Origin of the sequence: Streptomyces sp. WAC04114 (genome assembly GCF_019733245.1) — a bacterium.
Taxonomy (GTDB): Bacteria; Actinomycetota; Actinomycetes; order Streptomycetales; family Streptomycetaceae; genus Streptomyces; species Streptomyces massasporeus_A.
Genome location: NZ_JAIGQA010000097.1, coordinates 1 through 22,304, shown reverse-complemented (window position 1 = coordinate 22,304; position 22,304 = coordinate 1). Strand labels below are relative to the sequence as shown.

Sequence of the window (22,304 nt, the reverse complement as noted above, 5' to 3'; positions counted from 1 at the left end):
CACACTCAAGACAAAGTTGGTGCCATCCCGGTCATAGGTATTGGCGAGATGCGCAAAGGGGTTTAGTTTCCTTGGCGGTGTCGCTGTGACCGAGGAGGTGCCCATGCACTTACGAGGGTTGAGCAAGTCAAGACGCGTCTGGGCGGCGTCCGTTGCCGCCGGGGTCGTGACCGCCGGGCTGCTGTCGGGCCCCGCCGCGAACGCGCGCCCTTTCCCCGAACCCCCGCTGACAACGATGTCGATCAAGTCGCCGCCGGGCGGCGCAAACGTACGGGTGCTGATCTTCCACGGTTCCGCGGCGGCCGGGGAGGAGTCGCCGGTGGTGAACGCCGGGATCGAGGCCATCGAGGACATCGGTCTGACGGGCCCGGTGAACCGCCGTTTCAAGGTGCAGGCCACCGCCGACGCCTCGGTGTTCACCGACGAGACGAAGCTGGGCCGCTTCAACGCGGTCGTGTTCCTGACCGGCGGGGGCGATGTCCTCGACGCGGAGCAGGAGGCGGGCCTGGAGGCGTACATGGAGGCCGGCGGCGGGTTCGTCGGCATTCATGACGCGGCGCGCGCGGAGCCGTACTCGGACTGGTTCACCGGCCTGGTGGGTGCCCGCCCGGCCGCCTCCGGCCCGACGGCCGTGCAGCGCGCGACCGTGGAGGTCGGCGACCGCCGGCACCCCGCCACCAAGGATCTGCCGGTGCAGTGGAAGCGCCCGGACCGGTGGCTGAACTGGGTGAAGAACCCCTCGGGTGATGTGCACACGGTGGCCCGGGTCCGCGAGTCGACCTACCAGCCGGGCTCGGGCTCGGGCGGCTGGGACCACCCGGTCAGCTGGTGCCGTGACTACGACGGCGGACGGTCCTTCTACACGGGCATGGGCGGGACGGTGTCGTCGTACGACGAGACCGACTTCCGCGACCATCTGCGCGGCGCGCTGATGTGGACGACCCGTCTGGAGCAGGCCGACTGCAAGGCGACCATCAACGCCAACTACGCGGCGGAGCGGCTGACCAAACCCAACCAGCCCGGGCAGAACGACCAGATCGGCGAGCCGCACGGGATGGTCACCGCGCCCGACGGCCGGGTCTTCTACATCGGCCGGGGCGGCGCCGACTCCTCGCAGCCCGTGATCACGGACTGGAACAACCCCGACATCGGCAAGGGCAAGGGCGAGATCCACGTCTACGACCCGAAGACCAAGCAGGTGACCCTGGCCGGCGCGCTCACCGTCTTCGGCAACAAGGGCGGCGGCGACGAACTGGTCAAGGTCGAGGAGGGGCTGCTCGGCATCGAGCTGGACCCGGGGTTCGCGCAGAACGGCTGGGTGTATCTGCACTACACGCCGCACGAGCGGATCAACCGTGAGACGCGGATGGCGGAGCGGCGGGTCTCCCGCTTCACGCTCGACCGCACCACGAACAAGCTGGACCTCGCCAGTGAGAAGGTCCTGCTGAAGTGGCCGGTGCAGATCCACAGTTGCTGCCACGCGGGCGGCGGGATGGCCTGGGACTCCAAGGGCAACCTGTACATCGCCACCGGTGACAACAACTCCAGTGGCTTCAGCTCCGGTTACTCCGGCAACAACCCGGAGCCGAACTACAAGGGCGTCTCCTTCGCGGACGCGCGCCGCACCGCGGGCAACACCAACAACCTCAACGGCAAGATCCTGCGCATCCACCCGGAGCCCGACGGGACGTACACGCTCCCCGCGGGCAACCTCTTCACCGGGAAGGAGCCCGACGAGGGCGGCGGCAAGACGCGCGGCGAGATCTATGTGATGGGCGTGCGCAACCCGGCGCGCATCTCCGTCGACAAGTCGACCGATGTGCTCTACGCGGGCTGGGTCGGTCCGGACGCGAGCGCGCCTTCGACGACCTGGGGCCCGGCCAAGTACGACACGTTCGCCGCCATCACCGAGGCGGGCAACCGCGGCTGGCCGTACTGCATGGGCAACAAGCAGCCCTACCGGGACCGCAATCTGCCGGACCCGTCCAAGCCGCTGGGCTGGTACGACTGCGACCACCCGAAGAACGAGTCGCCGAACAACGACGGCCTGGTCAATCTGCCGCCGGTGACCGGCAACAACATCTGGTACTCGCCCTCGGGCGGTGGCCCGGACTACCCGCGGGACGCGAACGGCGTCCCGTCGTACAAGCCGGCGGAGGCCACCTACCGGCTGCCCTGGCTGAAGGGCGGCGGGCAGGCCGCGATGAACGGGCCGGTCTACCGCTACGGCACGGCCGCGGCCGACAGCGCCGTCAAGTGGCCGGCGTACTGGGACGGCAAGTGGTTCGTCGGTGACTTCTACGACGCCGACCAGCCGCGCAACGCGGTGCTGATGGACCCGAAGACGCAAGGAGACGGCGGTCTGCCGGTGCACTCGGAGTCGCTGAAGAAGATCGTGCCGATCGGGAACGACGGCATCAAGAACCTGATGGACTGGAAGTTCGGTCCGGACGGCGCGCTGTACGTCCTCGACTACGGGCGCGGCTTCTTCACCTCCGACTCCAAGTCGGCCCTGTGGCGGGTCACCTACAAGGGCGGCGGGCCCACCCCGGCCGCCGGCCAGTTGGCGAGGGGGACCGAGTGATCCGGCAACGAAGAGTCTGGGCCGCCCTGCTGGCCGCCCTGCTGATGATGCTCGGCGTGCAGGCGCTGCCGGCCGCCGGGCAGCCCGCGAAGGAGGCCGCCGACCAGGTGCTCACCTGGACGGCCGGCAACGACATCGACAAGTACCTCTCGGCGCCGAAGACGGCGGTCGCCGGCACGGCCACGATCGTCTTCGAGAACAGCGCGGCCACCGGCAACACCACGGGCATGCCGCACACGCTGACGTTCGTGACCAGCGACCCCGAGTTCAACAGCGACGTGCAGCTCAACATCCTGGCCAACCCGAACGACGCCCAGGGCGGCAAGCACACCGCCCAGGTCACGCTCACGCCCGGCCGGTACTTCTACCACTGCACGATCCCCGGCCACGGCCAGATGCAGGGCATCCTGACGGTGACCGAGGGCACCGGCGAGGACACCACGGCGCCCGAGGCGTCGGCGCACGTGAGCGGCACGCAGAACGCGCAGGGCGAGTACGTCGGCTCGGCGAGCGTGGCGCTGCACGCGACCGACGAGGGCGGCTCCGGCGTCGAGCGGATCGAGTACGCGATCGGGGAGGCGGGTGCCTGGCAGCCGTACACCACGCCGGTCGTCGTGGACCAGGTCGGCAGTCACACGGTCCGCTATCGCGCGTTCGACAAGGCGGGGAACGTGTCCGCCGAGAAGAGCGCCGCGTTCACGGTCGTCGCTCCCCAGTCGGACGACACCACCGCGCCGGAGACCTCGGCGACGGTGAGCGGTGAGCGCGATGCCGACGGGGCGTACATCGACATGGCGACGGTCACCGTCTCCGCATCCGACACGGGGACCGGGGTCAACACGATCGAGTACGCGATCGGCTCCGGCGCCTGGCAGCCGTACACCGCGCCGGTGATGGTGCACCAGGTGGGGACGCACACCGTCCGCTACCGCGCCACCGACAAGGCGGGCAACGTGGCGGCGGAGAAGAACGTGCGGTTCACGGTCGTCGCGGCGCCGCCCGCGGACACCACGGCGCCGGTGACAGGCGTGACCGTGGAGGGCACGAAGAACGCGAGCGGGGCGTACGTCAACAGTGCCCGGGTGACGGTCACGGCGACCGACGAGCACGGCTCGGGCGTCGAGCGGATCGAGTACTCGCTGGACGGCGGCCCCTACCTGGCATACTCGGCGCCGGTGGTGGTCGACCGGGCGGGCGCGCACACCGTGGCGTACCGGGCGACGGACAAGGCGGGTAACACCGCGGCGGCCCGCACGGTGACCTTCACGGTCGTCTCCGGGCAGGTCCCGGCGCCCGACTGCCCGGAGTACGACGAGCGGTTGACGGTGATCGTCGGCACGGTCGACTCGGGGGTGCGCAACCGGGTCACCGACAACCGCTGCCGGATCGGCGAGCTGATCGAGGACGAGAAGGAGTGGACGTCCCAGGCGCTGTTCCTCAAGCACGTGGACTCCGTCCTGGACGCGCTGCTGAAGGAGGGCGTGATCGACCAGCGGGAGTCCAAGGCGATCCGGAAGGCGGCCCGGCAGTCCGGGATCGGCAAGCCGGGGCAGACCGAGGGCTACCGTGCGCTCTTCGACGGCACCGCCGAGTCCCTGGCCAAGTGGCAGCAGGTGGGCGGCGGTTCGTTCGGGCTGAACCCGGACGGGACGATCACCTCCGGCACCACGACGCCCGGCATGGGCATGCTGTGGTTCCCGCAGCGCAAGTACGGCGACTTCTCGCTGAAGCTCCAGTGGCGCGATGACGCCCCGGGCACGGGCAACGCCAACTCCGGTGTGTTCGTGCGGTTCCCGTGGGTCCACGACCATCCGGAGGAGTCCCGCCCGGAGTGGGTCGCCATCAAGTACGGGCACGAGGTGCAGGTGCTCGACCGGCCCGACGGCGACATGTACAAGACGGGCTCGGTCTACGGCTTCGACCGGGTGGGCCTGGCCGGCGCGGGCGTGACACAGAAGGGCACCTGGAACGACTACGAGATCCGGGTGGAGGGCCAGCACTACTCGGTGCTGCGCAACGGTGTGCTGATCAACGAGTTCGACAACACCGGCGGCCAGGAGTTCAGCCCGCCTCGCTCGGACGACCCGGGCACGGACGGGCGGCGGTTCGCCTCCGGCTACATCGGGCTCCAGGTGCACGGCACGACGGATGTGGTCTCGTACCGGGACATCCGGATCAAGGAGCTTTAGGAGGCTCCTTCTCCTTGCGGGCCCTGCTCGGCTGTACCCGTCTGGGCTCCCCCGGCATCTTCGGATACTCGGGCGGGTACGGCAGGTCGCCCAGTCCGTGGTCGTGTTCGTCGCGGCGGGCGAGGTCGAGCAGGGCTTCCAGGGAGTAGCGGTGGTCGTCCATGTCCGCGTGCACGTCGCCGAGTTCGGCGAAGCGCGCGGGCATGGTCGCGAGGTCGAAGTCCTGGGGGTGCGCGACCCCCACCTCGTCCCAGCGCAGGGGCGCGGAGACCGGGGCGTGCGGGCGGGGGCGTACGGAGTAGGCGGAGGCGATCGTGCGGTCGCGGGCCGTCTGGTTGTAGTCGATGAAGATGCGCTCGCCGCGCTCCTCCTTCCACCACTTGATGGTCACGTGCTCGGGCATCCGCCGTTCCATCTCCCGGCCGACGGCGATGGCGGCGCGGCGGACCTGGGTGAAGGTCCAGCGCGGCTCGATGGGCACGAAGACGTGCAACCCCCGGCCGCCGGATGTCTTGGGGAAGCCCCGTAGTCCGCCGAACTCGTCTAGCACCGCCCGCAGTTCGTGGGCGGCGCGGGCGGCGTCGTCGTAGTCGGTGCCGGGCTGGGGGTCGAGGTCGATGCGGAGTTCGTCCGGGTGGTCGACGTCGTCGCGGCGTACCGGCCAGGGGTGGAAGGTGAGGGTGCCGAACTGGGCGGCCCACACCACCGCTCCGGCCTCGGTGGGGCACATCTCGTCGGCGCTGCGGCCGCTGGGGAAGGTGATGTGCGCGGTCGGGATCCAGTCGGGCATGTTCTTCGGCGCCCGCTTCTGGAAGAAGTTCTCGCCGGTCACGCCTTCCGGGTAGCGCTCCAGGGTGGTGGGCCGGTTGCGCAGGGCGCGCAGGATGCCGGGGCCGACGGCGATGTAGTAGCGGGCCAGGTCCAGCTTGGTGAAGCCGCGCTCCGGGAAGAACATCTTGTCCGGACTGGACAGCCGTACGGTCCGGCTGCCCACCTCCAGTTCCACCGCGTCACCCATGCCCGCCACGGTAGGCGTAGCCCGCACACCTCGCATATCGGGCATCTCGGGGCGCATCAGAGCAGAATCGATCCATGGATCTGCCGGTGATGCCCCCCGTCCTGCCGATGCTCGCCAAGTCCGTCGCGGCGATTCCCGCGGGCATGCAGTACGAGGCGAAGTGGGACGGTTTCCGGGCGATCGTGTTCCGCGACGGGGACGAGGTCGAGCTGGGCAGCCGCACCGGGAAGCCTCTGACCAGGTACTTTCCCGAGCTGGTGACGGCCGTGCGGGAGCGGTTGCCCGAGCGGTGCGTGGTGGACGGGGAGATCGTGATCGCGCGCGAGGGGCATCTGGACTTCGACGCGCTGACGGAGCGGATCCATCCGGCGGACTCGCGGGTGCGGATGCTGGCGGAGCGGACGCCGGCCTCGCTCGTCGTGTTCGATGTGCTGGCGCTGGGGGACGAGTCGCTGATGAACGCGCCGCTGACCGAGCGGCGGGAGCGGCTGGAGGGGGCGTTGTCCGGGGTGCGGGCGCCGGTGCACCTGGCGCCGGCGACCACCGACATCGAGGTGGCACGGCAGTGGTTCGAGCAGTACGAGGGGGCGGGACTGGACGGGGTCATCGCCAAGCCGCTGACGGTGCGCTACCGGCCGGATGAGCGCGCCATGTTCAAGATCAAGCACGAGCGGACGGCGGACGTCGTGGTCGCCGGGTACCGGCTGCACAAGAGCGGCCCGATCGTCGGTTCGCTGCTGCTCGGCCTGTACGACGACCGCGGGACCCTCCAGCACGTGGGTGTCTCCGCCGCCTTCACGATGAAGCGGCGGGCCGAGCTGGTGCAGGAGCTGGAGCCGCTGCGCCTGGACGACGTGACGGGACATCCGTGGGCGGCCTGGGCCGAGGAGGCCGCGCACGAGAAGGCCCGGCTGCCGGGGGCGCCGAGCCGCTGGTCGGGCCGCAAGGACCTGTCGTGGGTGCCGCTCAGGCCGGACCGGGTGGCCGAGGTGGCGTACGACCACATGGAGAACGGGCAGCGCTTCCGGCACACTGCCCGTTTCCGCCGCTGGCGCCCGGACCGGACCCCCGAGAGCTGCACGTACGCGCAACTGGAGGAGCCGGTCCGCTACGACCTGGCGGAGATCCTCGGCGTCTAGGCGGGCCGCCCGTCAGGGCTGCATCAGGACCTTGACCGCGCCGTCCTCCTTGCGCTGGAACATCTCGTACGCGCGCGGGGCCTCCGACAGCGGCACCCGGTGGGTGGCGAAGTCCTCCACGCCGAGGGGATCCTCGTCGGTCAGATACGGGATGATGTCGTCGCTCCAGCGGCGGACGTTGGCCTGGCCCATCCGCATCTGGATCTGCTTGTCGAACAGTGTGAGCAGCGGCAGCGGGTCCGCCATGCCGCCGTAGACGCCGGACAGCGAGATGGTGCCGCCGCGGCGCACCAGGTCGATGGCGGTGTAGAGCGCGGCGAGGCGGTCGACGCTGAAGCGCTCGGCGATCGGGGCGCCGATCTTGCGGGGCAGGATCGCCGCGGCGTTCTGCACCATGCGCGCGGCCGCGCTGCCGTGGGCCTCGGTGCCGACGGCGTCGATCACGGCGTCGGGTCCGCGGCCGTCGGTCTCGTCCTGGATCGCGGCGACGAGTTCCTTCTCGTTGTCGAAGGACCTCAGGTCGAAGGTCTCCACGCCCCGTGCCTTCGCCCGGCGCAGCCGCTCCGGGACCAGGTCCACGCCGAACACCCGGCCGGCGCCCTGCAGCTGGGCGACGCGGCAGGCCATGTCGCCGATGGGGCCGAGGCCGAGCACCGCGACGCTGCCGCCCTGCGGGACGTCGGCGTAGGCGACGGCCTGCCACGCGGTGGGCAGGACGTCGGAGAGGTAGACGAACCGGTCGTCGGGCGGGCCCTCGGGGACCTTGATCGGGCCGAACTGCGCCTGGGGGACGCGCAGGTACTCGGCCTGGGCGCCCGGCACGGCGCCGTACAGGCGGGTGTAGCCGAACAGGGCGGCGCCCATGCCCTCGCCCTGCACCTGGGTGGTCTCGCACTGGGTGGGAAGGCCGGTGAGGCACATCCAGCAGTTGCCGCAGGCAATCTGGAACGGCACCACGACCCGGTCCCCGGCCTGAAGGTCCGGCACGCCGGCGCCAACCTCCTCGACGATGCCCATGGGTTCATGGCCGAGGATGTCGCCCGGCGTCATGAACGGGGTGAGCACTTCGTACAAGTGCAGGTCGGACCCGCACAGCCCGGTGGAGGTGATGCGGATGATCGCGTCCGTCGGTTCCTGGATCGTGGGATCGGGCACGTTCTCCACCCGCACGTCCCGCTTGCCCTGCCAGGTCACTGCCCTCATGCCCTCGCGCTCCCTCCGTAGCGTGCGCGTCGGTCGTACGGCGCCGTCCGGGTACCCGGACGGCCCGCGCTGAATCTTGCGCCGGTCGACGGACGCGGTGGAGACACTTCCTCGTCAAGAACGGTCACCTGTGGCCATCGATGTTCAGATAAGCGCACAATCAAGACAGCTCGATGACATGAGGCGCGGTGGCGACGGTGGGCATGGGACGAGGGGCGCGCGGACGGCTCGCCGCGACGGCGGCGGCGCTGCTGGCCGCCACGGTGACGGCCGCCCTGACGGCGGGCTGCACGAGCGGGGGCGGCGGCCCGGGCGACGACGGACGGGGGCCGCCGAAAGAATCGGGGCAGGGGGAAACGCCGCCGCCGAGGGGCCCCGCCCCCCTCGTCGTGAAGATCGACAACGCCTCCCCGGCCCGCCCGCACACGGGTGTCGACGCCGCGGACGTGGTCTACGCGGAGCAGGTCGAGGGCGGGCTGAGCCGGCTGATGGCCGTGTACGCGACCCGGCTGCCGAAGACCGTCGGGCCGGTGCGCAGCGCCCGCGAGTCGGACCTTGAGCTGCTTCGCCAGTTCGACCGGCCCGTGCTGGCCTTCTCCGGCGCGCAGAAGAAGCTCCTGCCGCTGATCGACAAGGCGCCGCTGCGGGCGGAGACACCGGGCAACGCCTCCGACGCGTTCTTCCGCGACTCCGGCAGACCCGCTCCGCACAACCTCTACCTGCGGCCCGAGCGGATCGTGCCCAAGGCCCCGGGGGAAGCCGCCCTGACCACCGGCTTCCGCTACGGATCGGCGCCCGCGGGCGGTACGGCGACGGCGTCCCGGACGGTGCGCTACCCGGCGGCCGGTTTCACCTTCACCTGGTCGGACTCCCGCGACCGCTGGCTGGTCGGCATGGACGGCACGCCCGCGACGACGGCCGACGGTGAGCGGGTGGCCGCCGCGACGGTCGTCGTGCAGTACGTGAAGGTGCGCGAGTCCGCCTTCCGGGACTTCCTCGGCAACAACACGCCGTACACCGAGACGGTCGGTTCGGGGAAGGCGACGGTGCTGCGCGACGGGCGGGCCTGGGACGTGCACTGGAAGCGGGAGCAGGCAGCGGACGGGACAACGTTCACCACCGGTGACGGCACGCCGGTGAACTTCGCGAAGGGCCAGGTGTGGGTGGTGTTCGCCAAGACGCCCTGACCGGCCCGCCTTCCGACCGGCCCCGGTTCCCCTTTCGCCCGGTCCTGACCCGCCGGCCCGGGCCGCGTCCGTCAATGGGGCGCCACGAGGGGCTCCTCCGGATTGCGGAGCCCCTCGGCCGCGTCCGCGACCCGCCGGATGAGGTCGAAGAAGACCGTCCGCTCGTCGGCGGTCAGCGGGGCGAGGAAGACCTGGTTCATCCGGGCGGTGCGCACGGTCAGCCTGCGATGCGTGCGCGCCCCCTCGTCCGTGAGGTGCAACAGGGAGCGGCGCCCGTCCTGGGGGTCGCGGACCTTGTCGAGCAGTCCGCGCCTGCTGAGCCTGCTGATCACCTCGGCGATGGTGGACCGGTCGAGCCCCACCCGCTCCCCCACCGTGCGCTGGTCCAGGCCGGGCTCGGCGACGAGGGTGTTGAGGACGGCGAACTGGGGCGAGGTGATCTCCTCCGAGACCATCGCGTTCCACAGCAGGTAGTGCGCCTGCTGGAGCCGCCGGGCCAGGTGCCCGGGGTGGGTGGTGAGGTCCGCGGCCGCCATGTGCACCCCTCGGTCGATTTTGTCGGTGCACTGAACAATACGCAACCCGCCGGACCCTGTCTGCCGCCTTCCCAAAAGGTGACAGGCCTGTCTGCTGAGGCCTTGACGCTTCACCGAGCCGATGGCAGCGTGAGGGACGGCTTGCGGAAATAGTCAGTGCCCTGATTATTCGGTCGGGTCGCTCGGAAGAGATGGGGCTTCTCGGATGGACAAGGTGGTCGCCACAGCCCTTCAGGCGGTGGCCGACGTGCCGGACGGCGCGTCGCTCGCGGTGGGCGGTTTCGGGCTGAGCGGTGTGCCGAACGTGCTGATCGACGCGCTGTACGAGCGCGGCGTGGCCGGGCTGTCGGTGGTCTCCAACAACTGCGGGGCGATGGAGTCGGGCCTGGCGGTGCTGCTGGCCGCCGGCCGGATCGCCCGGGTCACGGGTTCCTACATCGGTGCCAACAAGGAGTTCGCCCGGCAGTACCTGGCCGGGGAGCTGGAGGTCGAGCTGATCCCGCAGGGCACGCTGGCCGAGCGGCTGCGGGCCGGCGGCGCCGGGATCCCCGCCTTCTACACCCCGGCCGGCGTCGGCACCCAGGTCGCCGACGGCGGACTGCCCTGGCGCTACGACGGGGAGGGCGGGGTCGCCCTGGCCTCGCCGCCCAAGGAGGTCCGGGAGTTCGACGGCACCGAGTACGTGCTGGAGCGGGGCATCCGCACCGACTTCGCCCTGGTCCGGGCCTGGAAGGGCGACCGGCACGGCAACCTGGTCTTCAACAAGTCCTCCAGGAACTTCAACCCGCTGGCCGCGATGGCCGGGCGGGTCACGATCGCCGAGGTGGAGGAGCTGGTGGAGCCCGGCGGGATCGACCCGGACGCGGTGCACCTGCCGGGCATCTTCGTGCAGCGGGTGCTCGCACTGACACCGGAGCAGGCGGCGGACAAGAAGATCGAGCAGCGGACGGTGAGGTCCTGATGGCCTGGACGCGCGAGGAGATGGCCGCACGGGCGGCGCGGGAACTGCGGGACGGCCAGTACGTCAATCTCGGCATCGGCCTGCCCACGCTCATCCCCAACTACCTCCCCGAGGGCGTCGAGGTCGTCCTCGAATCGGAGAACGGCATCCTGGGCACCGGCCCCTACCCCACCGAGGACGCCGTCGACCCGGATCTGATCAACGCCGGGAAGGAGACGGTGACGGTCCTGCCGGGCGCGTCCTTCTTCGACTCGGCGCTGTCGTTCTCGATGATCCGGGGCGGGCACATCGACGTCGCCGTACTCGGCGCGATGCAGGTGTCCGAACGGGGCGACCTGGCCAACTGGGCCGTCCCCGGCAAGCTGATCACCGGCATCGGCGGGGCGATGGACCTGGTGCACGGCGCGCGTACGGTCGTCGTCGTCATGACGCACACCGCCAAGGACGGCTCGCCGAAGATCCTCGCCGAGTGCGCCCTGCCGCTGACCGGCAAGGAGTGCGTGAACCGGATCATCACCGACCTCGGCGTCCTCGACGTCACCGACGACGGACTCGCCCTGGTCGAGACCGCACCGGGTGTGACCGCCGACGAGATCGTCGCCAGGACCGACGCCGAACTGACCGTGCCGGAGGGATGGAAGTGAAGGACGTCTACATCGTCGACGCGGTCCGCACGCCGATCGGCCGCTACAACGGCGGTCTCGCCGGCGTGCGCCCCGACGACCTGGCCGCGCACGCCGTCCGCGAACTCCTCGGCCGTACGCCGGAGCTGGACCCGGCCCGGGTCGAGGACGTGTACGTCGGCAACGCCAACGGCGCCGGAGAGGATAACCGCAACGTCGGTCGCATGGCCGCCCTGCTGGCGGGGCTGCCCACCTCGGTGCCGGGTGTGACCGTCAACCGGCTGTGCGCGTCCGGACTGGAGGCCGTGATCCAGGCGGCCCGGGCCATCGCCGTCGGGGACGCCTCGATCGCCGTGGCCGGTGGCGTGGAGTCGATGACCCGTGCGCCCTATGTGCTGCCCAAGTCCGACAAGCCCTTCCCGGCCGGGCACACCGAGCTGTACTCCACCACCCTCGGCTGGCGGATGGTCAACCCGCGGATGGAGCCGCAGTGGACGATCCCGCTGGGCGAGTCGGCCGAACTCATCGCGGACAAGCACAAGATCGGCCGGGAGCAGCAGGACGAGTTCGCGCTCCGCAGCCATGAGAAGGCCGCCCGGGCGCAGTCCGAGGGCCTGTTCGACGGCGAGTCGGCGTCCGTGCCGGTCCCGCGGCGCAAGGGCGATCCGGTGCTCTTCGCCGCGGACGAGTGCGTCCGCCCGGACGCCTCCCTGGCGGCGATGGCCAGGCTGAAGCCGTCCTTCCGCACGGAGGGCGGCACGGTGACGGCGGGCAACGCCTCGCCGCTGAACGACGGTGCGGCGGCGCTGCTCCTCGTCGACGAGGAGGGGCTGAGGGCGACGGGCCGCGAGCCGCTCGCCCGCGTCCGGGCGACGGGTGTCTCGGCGACCGACCCGCACTACTTCGGGCTGGCGCCCGTGGAGGCGGTCAACCGGGCGCTGGCCAAGGCGGGCAAGGGGTTCGACGACCTGTCCGTGCTGGAGCTGAACGAGGCGTTCGCCGCGCAGGTGCTGGGGTGTGTGGCCGAGTGGCCCGAGTTCGATCCCGCGATCCTCAATCCGCAGGGCGGGGCGATCGCCCTGGGGCATCCGCTGGGGGCGTCCGGGGCCCGGCTCGCCGGAACGGTCGCGCATCAACTCGCCCGGCGGGGCAGCGGCGTCGGCGTCGCCACGCTCTGCATCGGGGTGGGCCAAGGCCTTGCCCTAGTCCTGGAGCGCTAGCGCCGTTCGAGACTGCGGGCCGCATCTGGCTGGTCACGCCGCGCCCGCGCGGCGGCGTCGCACATCGATTCAGCCCCGCGCCGCTGACGGGGCACGACTCTCAAGAACCTCAGGGACCCCCATGACTCTCACGCAGCACGACATCGACCAGGAGATCGCGGCCAAGCACGCCGCGTACGAGAAGCGCCTCGCCGACGGCGGGCCCGTTGAGCACCACCCGCGGCGCGACTACGCGCCGTACCGGTCCTCACTGCTCCGGCATCCCAAGCAGCCGCCGGTCACGATCGACGTCAGCAAGGACCCGGAACTGGTGGAGCTGTCCTCCCCCGCCTTCGGGGAACGCGACATCACGGAGATCGACAACGACCTCACCCGGCAGCACGACGGCGAGCCGATCGGTGAGCGCATCACCGTCTCCGGACGGCTGCTGGACCGCGACGGGCGGCCGGTGCGCGGCCAGCTCGTGGAGATCTGGCAGGCCAACTCGGCGGGCCGCTACGCCCACCAGCGCGAGCAGCACGACGCCCCGCTGGACCCCAACTTCACCGGCGTGGGCCGCACCCTCACCGACGCCGACGGCCACTACCGCTTCACCACCGTCCAGCCGGGCCCGTACCCGTGGCGGCAGCACGTCAACGCCTGGCGGCCGGCCCACATCCACTTCTCGCTCTTCGGCTCGGCGTTCACCCAGCGGCTCGTGACGCAGATGTACTTCCCGAGCGACCCGCTGTTCCCCTACGACCCGATCATCCAGTCGGTGACGGACGACGCGGCCCGGCAGCGGCTGGTCGCGACCTACGACCACAGCCTGTCGGTGCCCGAGTTCTCGATGGGCTACCACTGGGACATCGTGCTGGACGGCCCGCAGGCCACCTGGATCGAAGAAGGGCGCTGACCAGCCATGACGAAGATCGACACCAGCCGTCCGGACAGCGTGCTGCCCACCCCCTCCCACACCGTCGGCCCGTTCTACGGCCACGCCCTGCCCTTCCGCGGCGGCGAGGACATCGCACCCCTCGGCCACCCGGACACCGTCACCGTGCACGGCCATGTCACCGACGGCGAGGGCAACCCGCTTCCGGACGCCCTGATCGAACTGTGGGGGCCGGACCCCGAGGGCAACCTCCCGACCGCCGACGGCTCGATGCGGCGCGACCCGGCCTCGGGCGGCTTCCTCGGGCGCAACGGCGTGGAGTTCACCGGCTGGGGACGCATCCAGACCGACGCGAACGGACACTGGTACGCGCGGACGCTGCGGCCCGGCGCCCGTGGGCAAAGCGCCCCGTACCTCAGCGTGTGCGTCTTCGCGCGCGGACTGCTCATGCATCTGTACACCCGGATCTACCTGCCGGGCGACGCTGCGGCGCTCGCCGCCGATCCGCTGCTGTCCGGGCTCGAGGACGCTCGCCGCGACACGCTGATCGCCGCGCAGGAGGGGCACGGCACGTACCGTTTCGACATCCGCCTTCAGGGCGAAGGCGAAACGGTCTTCCTGGAGTTCCAGTGACAGCTCACCCCGGCGACACCGGCCTGCTCGCCCCCGGGTGGTCCGGCTCCGCGGCCGCCTCCGCCACCGGCGACGAGGCGTTCCTGCGGGCGCTGCTCGACGCGGAGGCCGCGCTGACCCGGGCCCAGGCCGCCGCGGGCCTCGCCCCGGCCGAGGCGGCGACGGCGGTGACCAGGGCCGCCGACGCCGGCGCCTTCGACGTACGGTTTCTCGCCGAGCGGGCGCGCACGGGCGGCAACCCCGTCATCCCCCTGGTCGCCGATCTGACGAAGGCCGTGGGTGACACCTACGGCCCCTACGTCCACAGGGGCGCGACCAGCCAGGACATCATGGACACGGCGATGATGCTGGTGGCCGCGCGGACCCTCGACCCGGTCCTCGCCGACCTCGGCCGCACCGAACAGGCCCTCGCCCGGCCGGCCGCCGAGCACCGGGACACAGCGATGCCCGGGCGGACCCTCACCCAGCACGCCGTACCGACCACGTTCGGGCTGAAGGCGGCCGGATGGCGGTCGCTGGTGCTGGACGCGCGGGACCGGGTGCGTGCCGTGAGGGAGCCGCTGCCGGCCCAACTCGGCGGTGCTGCAGGGACGCTGGCGGCCTTCGGGGCGTACGGCGCGAGCGATCCGGCCGGGCTGCCGGAGATCTACGCCCGCGAACTCGGCCTCCGTGCGCCCGATCTGCCCTGGCACACCCTGCGGACGCCGATCGGCGATCTCGCCGGGTGCCTGGCCTTCACAGCGGGCGCGCTCGGCAAGTTCGCCGTGGACGTCCTGACCCTGTCGCGCACCGAGATCGCCGAGGTCGCCGAGGGCAGTGGCGGCGGGTCGTCCGCCATGCCCCACAAGTCCAATCCCGTACGGTCCACTCTGATCGCCTCCGCCGCGCGCCGGGCACCGCAGCTCGCGGCCACGCTGTACGGATCCATGGCCGCCGAGGACGAACGCCCCGCCGGGGCCTGGCACGCAGAATGGGAGCCGCTGCGCGACCTGCTGCGCCTGGTCGGCGGGGCCGCCCGGGACGCCGCCGAACTGGCGGAGGGACTGCGAGTCCGGCCCGAGGCCATGCGCGCGCACCTGGATCTCACGCACGGGCTGATCGTCTCCGAGCGGCTGTCCGCCGAGCTGGCCCCGGTGCTGGGCCGCGCCCGCGCCAAGGAACTCCTCACCCGGCTGGCCTCCTCGGGGCAACCGCTCGCGCAGGCCCCGGAGTTGGCCGACGTCGACCTCGACCCCACCCACTACACGGGCTCCGCCGGGGCCCTCACCGACCGTGCTCTGGAGCGACGTTGACACTCCTGAACCACCACGCCCAAGGGCCCGCCTCCGCTCCCCCGCTGCTGCTCGGCCCCTCGCTCGGCACGTCGTACGCCCTGTGGGACACCGTGGCGCCCGAGTTGTCGATCAGCCGCCGGGTGGTGCGCTGGGACCTGCCGGGGCACGGCGGTTCGACGGCCGGTCTCATCGAAGCCGGCGCGACGGTCGGCGACCTCGCCGGGCTCGTCCTGGCGCTCGCCGACTCGCTCGGCATCGAGCGGTTCGCGTACGCGGGCGTGTCACTGGGCGGGGCCGTCGGGCTGCATCTCGCGGTGCACCATCCGCAGCGGCTGTCCTCGCTCGCCGTCATCTGTTCGTCGGCGCACTTCAACGGGTCCAGGCCCTGGGAGGAACGGGCCGCGCTGGTGCGGCGCGAGGGGCTGGCCGGGCTGGCGGAGAACGCCGACGCGCGCTGGTTCGCCGGTGACTTCACCGTGCCGCGCCTGGTCCGGGACCACCGGAACGCCGACCCGGAGGCGTATGCCGCCTGCTGTGACGCGCTCGCCGCGTTCGACCTGCGGGACCGGCTCGCGGAGATCGCCGTACCGACTCTGCTGGTCGCGGGCCAGGAGGATCCGGCGACGCCCCCCTCACATCTGCGGGAGATCGCCGACGCCGTGCCGCGCGCGACGCTCGTGGAGCTGCCGGGCGCCTCCCATCTGGCGCCCGCGCAGTGCCCGGAGGCGGTGCTGGCCGCCCTGCGCGCTCACCTCGGCCAAGGGGCCCCGAGCGGCATGGCCGTGCGGCGGGAGGTCCTCGGTGACGCGCACGTCGACCAGGCGCAGGCCCGCCAGACGCCGTTCACGGCCCGCTTCCAGGACTTCATCTCGCGCTACGCCTGGGGCGAGATCTGGACCGACCCGACCCTGTCCCGCCGCGAGCGCAGCATGATCACGCTCACCGCGCTGGTCGCGCACGGCCACTACGACGAACTGGCCATGCACGTCCGCGCGGCCCGCGGCAACGGCCTCACCCCGGAGGAGATCGGCGCGGTGCTGCTCCAGACGGCGGTGTACTGCGGGGTACCGGCGGCGAACTCGGCGTTCGCGACGGCCCAGCGGGTGCTGGCGGAGGAGGACAGCACCCAATGACGGCGCGGGCATGACGGCGCGGGCATGACCGCGCGCCCGATCTACGCCGGTCCGACGCCGGACGTGAGCGACGCCCGCGCCCGATCTGCCAGTCCGTCGGCCCCGCACGAGATCGCCAGGTCCAGGCCGCGCTCGAGGTCGCTGACCGAGCGGGCGGCGATGCCGAACTCTATGCGGGCCGCCGCGTACTCGTACTGGCAGGGCGAGGCCTCCAGATAGGTGACGGCCTGGGCGTAGAGCCGGACCGCGCGCTGGCCGGTCTCCAGGTCGGCGGCGCAGCGCAGGGCCTCTCCTATCGCCGTGTCCGTGCCGAAGCGCTCCGCCTGGCGGCGGACTTCGACGGCGAGCCGGGCGGCCCGGGCCGGGTCCTCGGTGCTGAGGGCACGGGCGAGGTCGGCCGCCCATGGGACGAGCACGGGGTTGTGGTGACCCCGGGCCGCCGCGGCCTTCTCCGCCGCCTCCAGTTCGTTGATGCCCTCCTTGGTGCGGCCGACGGCCAGCAGCAGCCGCCCGCGCACCGAGCGGGGATCGGGCAGGACGATGGTGGACGGGTAGGGCGGGGCGAAGCCGTGCCGTTCGGCGACGTCCCAGGCCTGCTCGACATGGCCGCGGGCCAGCAGGGTGTCGACCAGGCTGCAGGTCGCCGACCAGTACAGGGGCAGGCCGCGGCCGACGCGCTCGGCGAGGCGCAGCGCCTCGCGCAGGGACGCCTCGGCCTCCTTCAGCCGGCCGCGCCTGCGGTGGCCGATCCCGACGTAGGCGTGGGCCAGGGCGAGGTGGCCGCCGCTCCAGCCGGCCGTCTCGTAGGCGCGCAGTGCTTCGTTGTAGAGGGTCTCGGCCCGGTCGAGGCGGTCGGTGAAGCCGTAGGCGTTGGCCAGCATCAGCAGAAGTTCGATGCCCCACTCGGTGTCGGTCCAGCCGAGTCCGGGGGCCAGCCGGCCGTTGACGAGGGCGCGGTCGCACAGTTCGGCGACCTCCTCGGCGCTCTCGCCGTGCATGAGGGCGTCGAAGCCGCGCAGGATGAGCAGGGCGCGTTCGGAGTTGTCCCGGCCGGTGCAGGTGCTCGCGAGGTCGGCGAGCCGCTGGGAGCGGTCGGGTGAGGTGGTCTCGCCGGCGTGCAGGCCCTCCCACATGAAGTGCACGGCCTGGAGCCGCATCCGGGCGGGTCCGGGCCGGAGCCGGGCGGCCTCCGCCTCGACCGTGCGGACGGCCTCCTCCAACTGGTCGTTGTGCAGGAGAGCCTGGGAGAGCCGGAAGACGGCGTCCACCCGCTGGTCGCCGTCGAGGCCGGGCATGCCGAGCGCGGTCCGCAGATGGCTGATGGTGCGGGCCGGCGCGGTGAGGAAGGTGGCTCCGGCGAGTTCGTAGAGCACGTGCGGGTGGGAGTCGGGCCGGGGCGGTTCCTTCAGTGCGCGCTCCAGGCAGCGACGCGCGGCGTCGGGGGCGCCCACGGCGAGGTGCTCGCGGGCGGCCTCGCGCAACTGCCCGACGAGTTCCTCGTCGTCGTCCGGGCGGCCTCGCGCAACTGCCCGACGAGTTCCTCGTCGTCGTCCGGGTGGACCTCCAGGAGGTGGCGGGCGGCGACCGCGGCGCCGTGTCCCTCGTCGGTGACGATCCGGGCCGCGATGCCGTGCATGGCGGTGCGCAGGGCGTCGGGGATGGAGTTGTAGACGGCGGACGCGATCAGCGGGTGGACGAACTCCAGGTCGCCGTCGGTGCCGCGGCCGGTCGCGAGGTCGGGCGCGGTGAGGATGCGGGCGGTGCGCAGCAGTTCGGCGCAGCGGCGGGCGTCGTCCGGCCGTAGGGTGGCGAGCTTGGCGACCAGGCCGACGGTGATGCCGGTACCGAGGATGGCGGCGGCCCAGGCGAACCGGGTGGCGTCGATGCCGAGTTCCTCCAGGCGGGCGACGAGGCCGCCGCCGCGGGCCGAGCGGTTCAGCTCGCGCAGTTCGCCGGCCCGGGCCTCGACCGGCTCGAGCTCGCTGTCCTGCACCTTGGCGAGGAGTTCGACGGTCTCGTAGGGGTTGCCGGCGGTGACGGCCCAGACCTCGCGGCAGAACGCGGCGTCGGCGTGCCGGCCCAGGGTGGCGCGGGTGAGTCCGGCCGTGGCGTCCGGGGTGAGGGCGCTCAGGGTCGTGACGGGTCCGTTCGCCGCGGCGGCGACGGTATCGAGGTGGCGGGCGCTCGGGCCGGAGACCTCCTCGGAGCGGCGGGCGACGACGACCAGGACGGACATCTCGTCGAGGCGCTCGGCGAGCCCCGCGAGCCAGTGCAGGGTCTCCTGGTCCGCCCAGTGGGCGTCGTCGATCAGCAGCACCAGCGGCCAGTCCCGGCGGGCGAGCCGGCGCACGGCCGCGACCAGGCCGTCGCACACGCCCTGCGGGTCGGCCCGCCGGTCGCCGGGCTCCGCTATGCCGAGGGCGGGGCCGGCGATGTCGTACCAGTCGCCGAGGTACTCGCGGGCCTCCTCCGGCAGCATCGACACCAGGGCCGGCTGCAGCAACTGCCGTACCACGTTGAAGGGGACCGACCTGAGGGTCTCGCCGCCGCGCGCCGACCAGACCGTGCAGCCGCGAGCCTCTGCGATGCGGCGGGTTTCGGCCAGCAGCGCGGTCTTGCCGAGTCCTGCCTCGCCGCGGAAGACCAGCAGTGCGCCGGACGAGGACCGGTCCGTGCACAGGCTGTCGACCGCCCGCGCGACGGCGGCGACCTCCTCGTCACGCTCCCACAGGGAAGCCGAGGCGGCGGCCATGGGCCGTACCTCCGTCATCCCGCTACCTCCCCAAGTCGCCCGAACGACGTACAGACGTCGAGCGTAGCCGTCCGATTGCCTGAGTGGAGGGTGGTCGGGGCACCTCTTGCCGTGACGGGTGACACCGGGTGCGGCCGGGCGACGCAACGGGCCCGCCACCAGCCGCCTTCGGGTCAACGACGCGCAAAGGCACGGGAGATGACGTTCATTCAGCAGCAACGGGAAACACGACGCGGCCGCCGGGCGCTGGTCGCGGGGTCGGTGGGCAATCTCATCGAGTGGTACGAGTTCGGCGTCTACGGCTACTTCGCGACGATCATCGCGGCGCGGTTCTTCACACCGGAGGGCGGCAGCGAGGCCGAGGCCCTGGTGAAGACGTACGCGTCCTTCGCGCTCGCGTTCTTCTTCCGCCCGGTCGGCGCGGCGCTTTTCGGCCGACTCGGCGACCGGATCGGGCGGCGGCCGGTGCTGGTCCTCGTGATCACGCTGATGACGGTGGCGACGACGCTGATCGGTGCGCTGCCGACGTACGCGCAGGCGGGTGCCCTGGCCCCCTGGCTGCTGACGTTCCTGCGGGTGCTCCAAGGGCTGTCGGCGGGCGGGGAGTTCGGCGGGGCGGTGTCGGTGATGACGGAGTTCGCGCCACCGGGGCGGCGTGGGCTGTACGGGTCGTGGCAGTCGTTCACGGTCGCGCTGGGGCTGCTGGCCGGGGCGGGTGCGGCGGCGCTGCTCGCCACGGTGCTGACGGCGGAGCAGCTGGGCGCGTGGGGCTGGCGGTTGCCGTTCCTGCTGACGTTGCCGCTGGGGCTGGGCGCGTTGTGGCTGAGGCTGCGGCTGGAGGAGACGCCGGCGTTCGTGGCGGAGCGGTCCGAACGGACGCCTCCCCCGCGCGAGCGCGAGGTGGTCCAGGCCGTCGTGCTGGGCGCGGGGCGGATCATGGGCTGGGCCGCGGCGGGGTACACCTTCCTCGTCGTGCTGCCGTCGTATCTGCAGAGCTCGCTGGGCGCGACGTTCCAGCAGGCGCTGGTGGCGACCGTGCTGGCCAATCTCGGTTTCGCGGTGACGATCGTGCCGGCGGGGCTGCTCAGCGACCGGCTCGGGCGGCGGACGGTGATGGTGTCGGGGGCGGTGCTGGTCGTGGTCCTCGCGGTACCGCTGCTCAACCTTCTGCAAGAGCCCGGCGTTTCGAACACCGTGAAGGGCGTGGCGGTGTGCGGGGCGGGCGCGGTGGTGGGGCTGCTGGCGGGGCCCGGGCCCGCGATGCTGTCGGAGATGTTCCCGACCCGGGTGCGCTGCACGGGTCTCGGGCTCGCCTACGCGCTGTCCAATGCGGTGTTCTCGGGGTGTGCCGGGCTCATCATCACGGAGACGATCGAGCGGACCGGCAGTGTGGACGTCCCCGCGTACTATGCGGCCGCGGCGTGCGCGCTGAGCGTGCCGGCGCTTCTCACGCTGCCGTCGGCGCGACGGGCCGGGGCGCCGAAAGCGGGGATGGAGAGGGCTGGTTGAGCGGATGCGGTTGATGGGATGCGGGTGACGGGATGCGGGTGATCGGATGAGGGTGATCGGATGAGGGTGATCGGATGAGGGTGATCGGTCTCATGTCGGGCACGTCGTACGACGCGATCGACGCGGCGGCGGCCGAGCTGGACCTCGCCGGCGACAGCCTGGTACTGAAGCCGCTCGGCAGCGTGAGCGAGCCGTACGACGGTGAACTGCGCGAGGCGCTGGCCGCCGCACTGCCGCCGGGGACCACCACGCTGGGCGAAGTGTGCCGGATGGACACCGGGATCGGGCGGGCCTTCGCGGCGACGGCGGTCCGGGCCGACCGTGAACTGTGCGAGGGGCGGGCCGAGTTGGTGGCCTCGCACGGGCAGACCGTCTACCACTGGGTCGCCGGCACCGAGGTCCACGGCACGCTCCAGCTGGGGCAGCCGGCGTGGATCGCCGAAGCGACCGGGCTGCCCGTGGTCGCCGACTTCCGGCCGCGTGACATCGCCGCCGGCGGGCAGGGCGCGCCGCTGGTGAGTCTGGTCGACCTGCTGTGGCTGCGCGGCCGGCCGGGCAGGCCCGTCGCGCTCAACATCGGCGGGATCGCCAACCTCACCGCGCCCGACGGGACGGCCTTCGACACCGGGCCCGGCTGCGCGCTGATCGATGCGGCGGCCCGGGGGTTCAGCGGCGGGGCGCTGACCTACGACACGGACGGGGTGCTGGCCGCGCGGGGCCGGGTGCACGGGCCGTTGCTGGACCGGCTGCTCCGGGAGCCGTACTACGCGTTGCCCGCGCCGAAGACGACGGGCAAGGAGCTGTTCCACCTCGGTCATCTGCGGGACGCACTGGCCGGGTTCGGGACCCTGCCGGCCGAGGACGTCGTCGCCACGCTGACGATGCTCACGGCCCGGACCGTGGCGGACGCCGTGGGGTCGGTGGGTGCGACGGAGGTGGTCGCCTCGGGCGGCGGGACGCGCAACCCGGTGCTGATGGCGATGCTCGCGGACCTGCTGCGGGGTGTGGTCCTGCGCACCTCGGACGACCTGGGTCTGCCGTCGGACGCCAAGGAGGCGTACGCCTTCGCGGTGCTGGGGTTTCTGACCCTGCACGGCCTGCCGGGCACGGACCCGGCGAGCACCGGCGCCCGGCATGCCAGTGTGCTGGGGTCGGTGACCCCGGGCCGGGACGGGCTGCGGCTGCCGCCGCGGGCGGCTCGACAGCCGACGCGGCTGCTCCTGGAATAGCCGATTCCGACTCCTCTCATGCCTCTTTCACCGACGCCTCATACGGTGGGGGCATGACGCAGGAGACTCCTCCCGGGTGGTACGCCGATCCCGGACAGACAAGTGACGGGCCCGCCACCGAGCGCTGGTGGGACGGCAAGGCCTGGACGGACCGCATCCGCCCGACGCAGCCGCCCGCGACCTGGGGTCCCCCGACGGGTCCGGCGTCCGCCGGTCCCACACCGACGGATCAGGCGCCCC

Annotated in this window: 17 protein-coding genes and 1 pseudogene; 14 read left to right on the top strand and 4 right to left on the bottom strand. The window is 72.1% G+C overall.

Annotation, left to right across the window (positions count from 1 at the left end):
* Positions 1–103 precede the first annotated feature (103 nt).
* Complete coding sequence (locus tag K4G64_RS23435; protein WP_221757989.1) at positions 104–2,584, top strand: ThuA domain-containing protein; 2,481 nt, start codon at positions 104–106, stop codon at positions 2,582–2,584.
* Between the two features lie 44 nt (positions 2,585–2,628).
* A complete protein-coding gene (locus K4G64_RS23430) occupies positions 2,629–4,773 on the top strand; it encodes an OmpL47-type beta-barrel domain-containing protein (RefSeq protein WP_260460856.1) in 2,145 nt (714 codons plus the stop codon).
* On the opposite strand, the gene ligD is transcribed toward K4G64_RS23430, so the two are convergent.
* A complete protein-coding gene (gene ligD / locus K4G64_RS23425; RefSeq protein WP_221757987.1) occupies positions 4,760–5,791 on the bottom strand; it encodes a non-homologous end-joining DNA ligase in 1,032 nt (343 codons plus the stop codon). The genes K4G64_RS23430 and ligD overlap by 14 nt on opposite strands.
* Before the next feature lie 74 nt (positions 5,792–5,865).
* On the opposite strand from ligD, the gene K4G64_RS23420 reads away from it, so the two are divergent.
* A complete protein-coding gene (locus K4G64_RS23420) occupies positions 5,866–6,930 on the top strand; it encodes an ATP-dependent DNA ligase (RefSeq protein WP_221757986.1) in 1,065 nt (354 codons plus the stop codon).
* A gap of 12 nt (positions 6,931–6,942) precedes the next feature.
* Here the strand turns inward: K4G64_RS23420 and K4G64_RS23415 are convergent, their stop codons facing one another.
* Positions 6,943–8,133, bottom strand: coding sequence for a zinc-dependent alcohol dehydrogenase (locus K4G64_RS23415; protein ID WP_221757985.1), 1,191 nt, complete (start codon positions 8,131–8,133; stop codon positions 6,943–6,945).
* Positions 8,134–8,336: 203 nt separating this feature from the next.
* Here K4G64_RS23415 and K4G64_RS23410 point away from each other — a divergent pair, with 203 nt between their 5' ends.
* Complete coding sequence (locus tag K4G64_RS23410; protein ID WP_221757984.1) at positions 8,337–9,320, top strand: DUF3048 domain-containing protein; 984 nt, start codon at positions 8,337–8,339, stop codon at positions 9,318–9,320.
* Positions 9,321–9,391: 71 nt separating this feature from the next.
* Here the strand turns inward: K4G64_RS23410 and K4G64_RS23405 are convergent, their stop codons facing one another.
* On the bottom strand, positions 9,392–9,856 hold the full coding sequence (locus K4G64_RS23405) for a MarR family winged helix-turn-helix transcriptional regulator (protein ID WP_221757983.1): 465 nt from the start codon (positions 9,854–9,856) through the stop codon (positions 9,392–9,394).
* Between the two features lie 205 nt (positions 9,857–10,061).
* Here K4G64_RS23405 and K4G64_RS23400 point away from each other — a divergent pair, with 205 nt between their 5' ends.
* From K4G64_RS23400 to pcaD, 7 genes are all read left to right on the top strand, one after another.
* Positions 10,062–10,817, top strand: a complete 756-nt coding sequence (locus K4G64_RS23400) for a CoA transferase subunit A (RefSeq protein ID WP_221757982.1) — start codon at positions 10,062–10,064, stop codon at positions 10,815–10,817.
* The gene (locus K4G64_RS23395) at positions 10,817–11,461 is read left to right on the top strand and encodes a CoA transferase subunit B (RefSeq protein WP_221757981.1); all 645 of its coding nucleotides are present in this window, start codon (positions 10,817–10,819) and stop codon (positions 11,459–11,461) included. Before K4G64_RS23400 ends, K4G64_RS23395 begins: the two co-directional genes overlap by 1 nt.
* On the top strand, positions 11,458–12,660 hold the full coding sequence (locus tag K4G64_RS23390; protein ID WP_221757999.1) for a thiolase family protein: 1,203 nt from the start codon (positions 11,458–11,460) through the stop codon (positions 12,658–12,660). The genes K4G64_RS23395 and K4G64_RS23390 overlap by 4 nt, the downstream gene beginning before the upstream one ends.
* A gap of 121 nt (positions 12,661–12,781) precedes the next feature.
* Positions 12,782–13,555, top strand: coding sequence for a protocatechuate 3,4-dioxygenase subunit beta (gene pcaH / locus K4G64_RS23385; RefSeq protein WP_221757980.1), 774 nt, complete (start codon positions 12,782–12,784; stop codon positions 13,553–13,555).
* 6 nt (positions 13,556–13,561) lie between these two features.
* Positions 13,562–14,167 (top strand): protocatechuate 3,4-dioxygenase subunit alpha, encoded by a 606-nt coding sequence (gene pcaG, locus K4G64_RS23380; protein WP_221757979.1) that lies wholly within the window; start codon positions 13,562–13,564, stop codon positions 14,165–14,167.
* Positions 14,164–15,459 carry a 3-carboxy-cis,cis-muconate cycloisomerase gene (gene pcaB, locus K4G64_RS23375; RefSeq protein WP_221757978.1) on the top strand — a complete coding sequence of 432 codons (1,296 nt, stop codon included), beginning with the start codon at positions 14,164–14,166 and terminating at the stop codon, positions 15,457–15,459. The genes pcaG and pcaB overlap by 4 nt, the downstream gene beginning before the upstream one ends.
* Entirely contained in the window at positions 15,456–16,574 is a 1,119-nt protein-coding gene (pcaD, locus tag K4G64_RS23370) for a 3-oxoadipate enol-lactonase (protein WP_221757977.1), read from the top strand. The genes pcaB and pcaD overlap by 4 nt, the downstream gene beginning before the upstream one ends.
* A 41-nt stretch (positions 16,575–16,615) precedes the next feature.
* On the opposite strand, the pseudogene K4G64_RS23365 reads toward pcaD, so the two are convergent.
* A pseudogene (locus K4G64_RS23365) lies at positions 16,616–19,344 on the bottom strand (AAA family ATPase).
* Between the two features lie 180 nt (positions 19,345–19,524).
* On the opposite strand from K4G64_RS23365, the gene K4G64_RS23360 reads away from it, so the two are divergent.
* The 3 genes from K4G64_RS23360 to K4G64_RS23350 form a co-directional block, all read left to right on the top strand.
* Positions 19,525–20,835 (top strand): MFS transporter, encoded by a 1,311-nt coding sequence (locus tag K4G64_RS23360; protein ID WP_221757976.1) that lies wholly within the window; start codon positions 19,525–19,527, stop codon positions 20,833–20,835.
* Positions 20,836–20,909: 74 nt separating this feature from the next.
* Complete coding sequence (locus K4G64_RS23355; RefSeq protein WP_221757975.1) at positions 20,910–22,064, top strand: anhydro-N-acetylmuramic acid kinase; 1,155 nt, start codon at positions 20,910–20,912, stop codon at positions 22,062–22,064.
* 53 nt (positions 22,065–22,117) lie between these two features.
* On the top strand, positions 22,118–22,304 hold a 187-nt coding region (locus K4G64_RS23350; RefSeq protein ID WP_221757974.1), incomplete at its 3' end, for a DUF2510 domain-containing protein.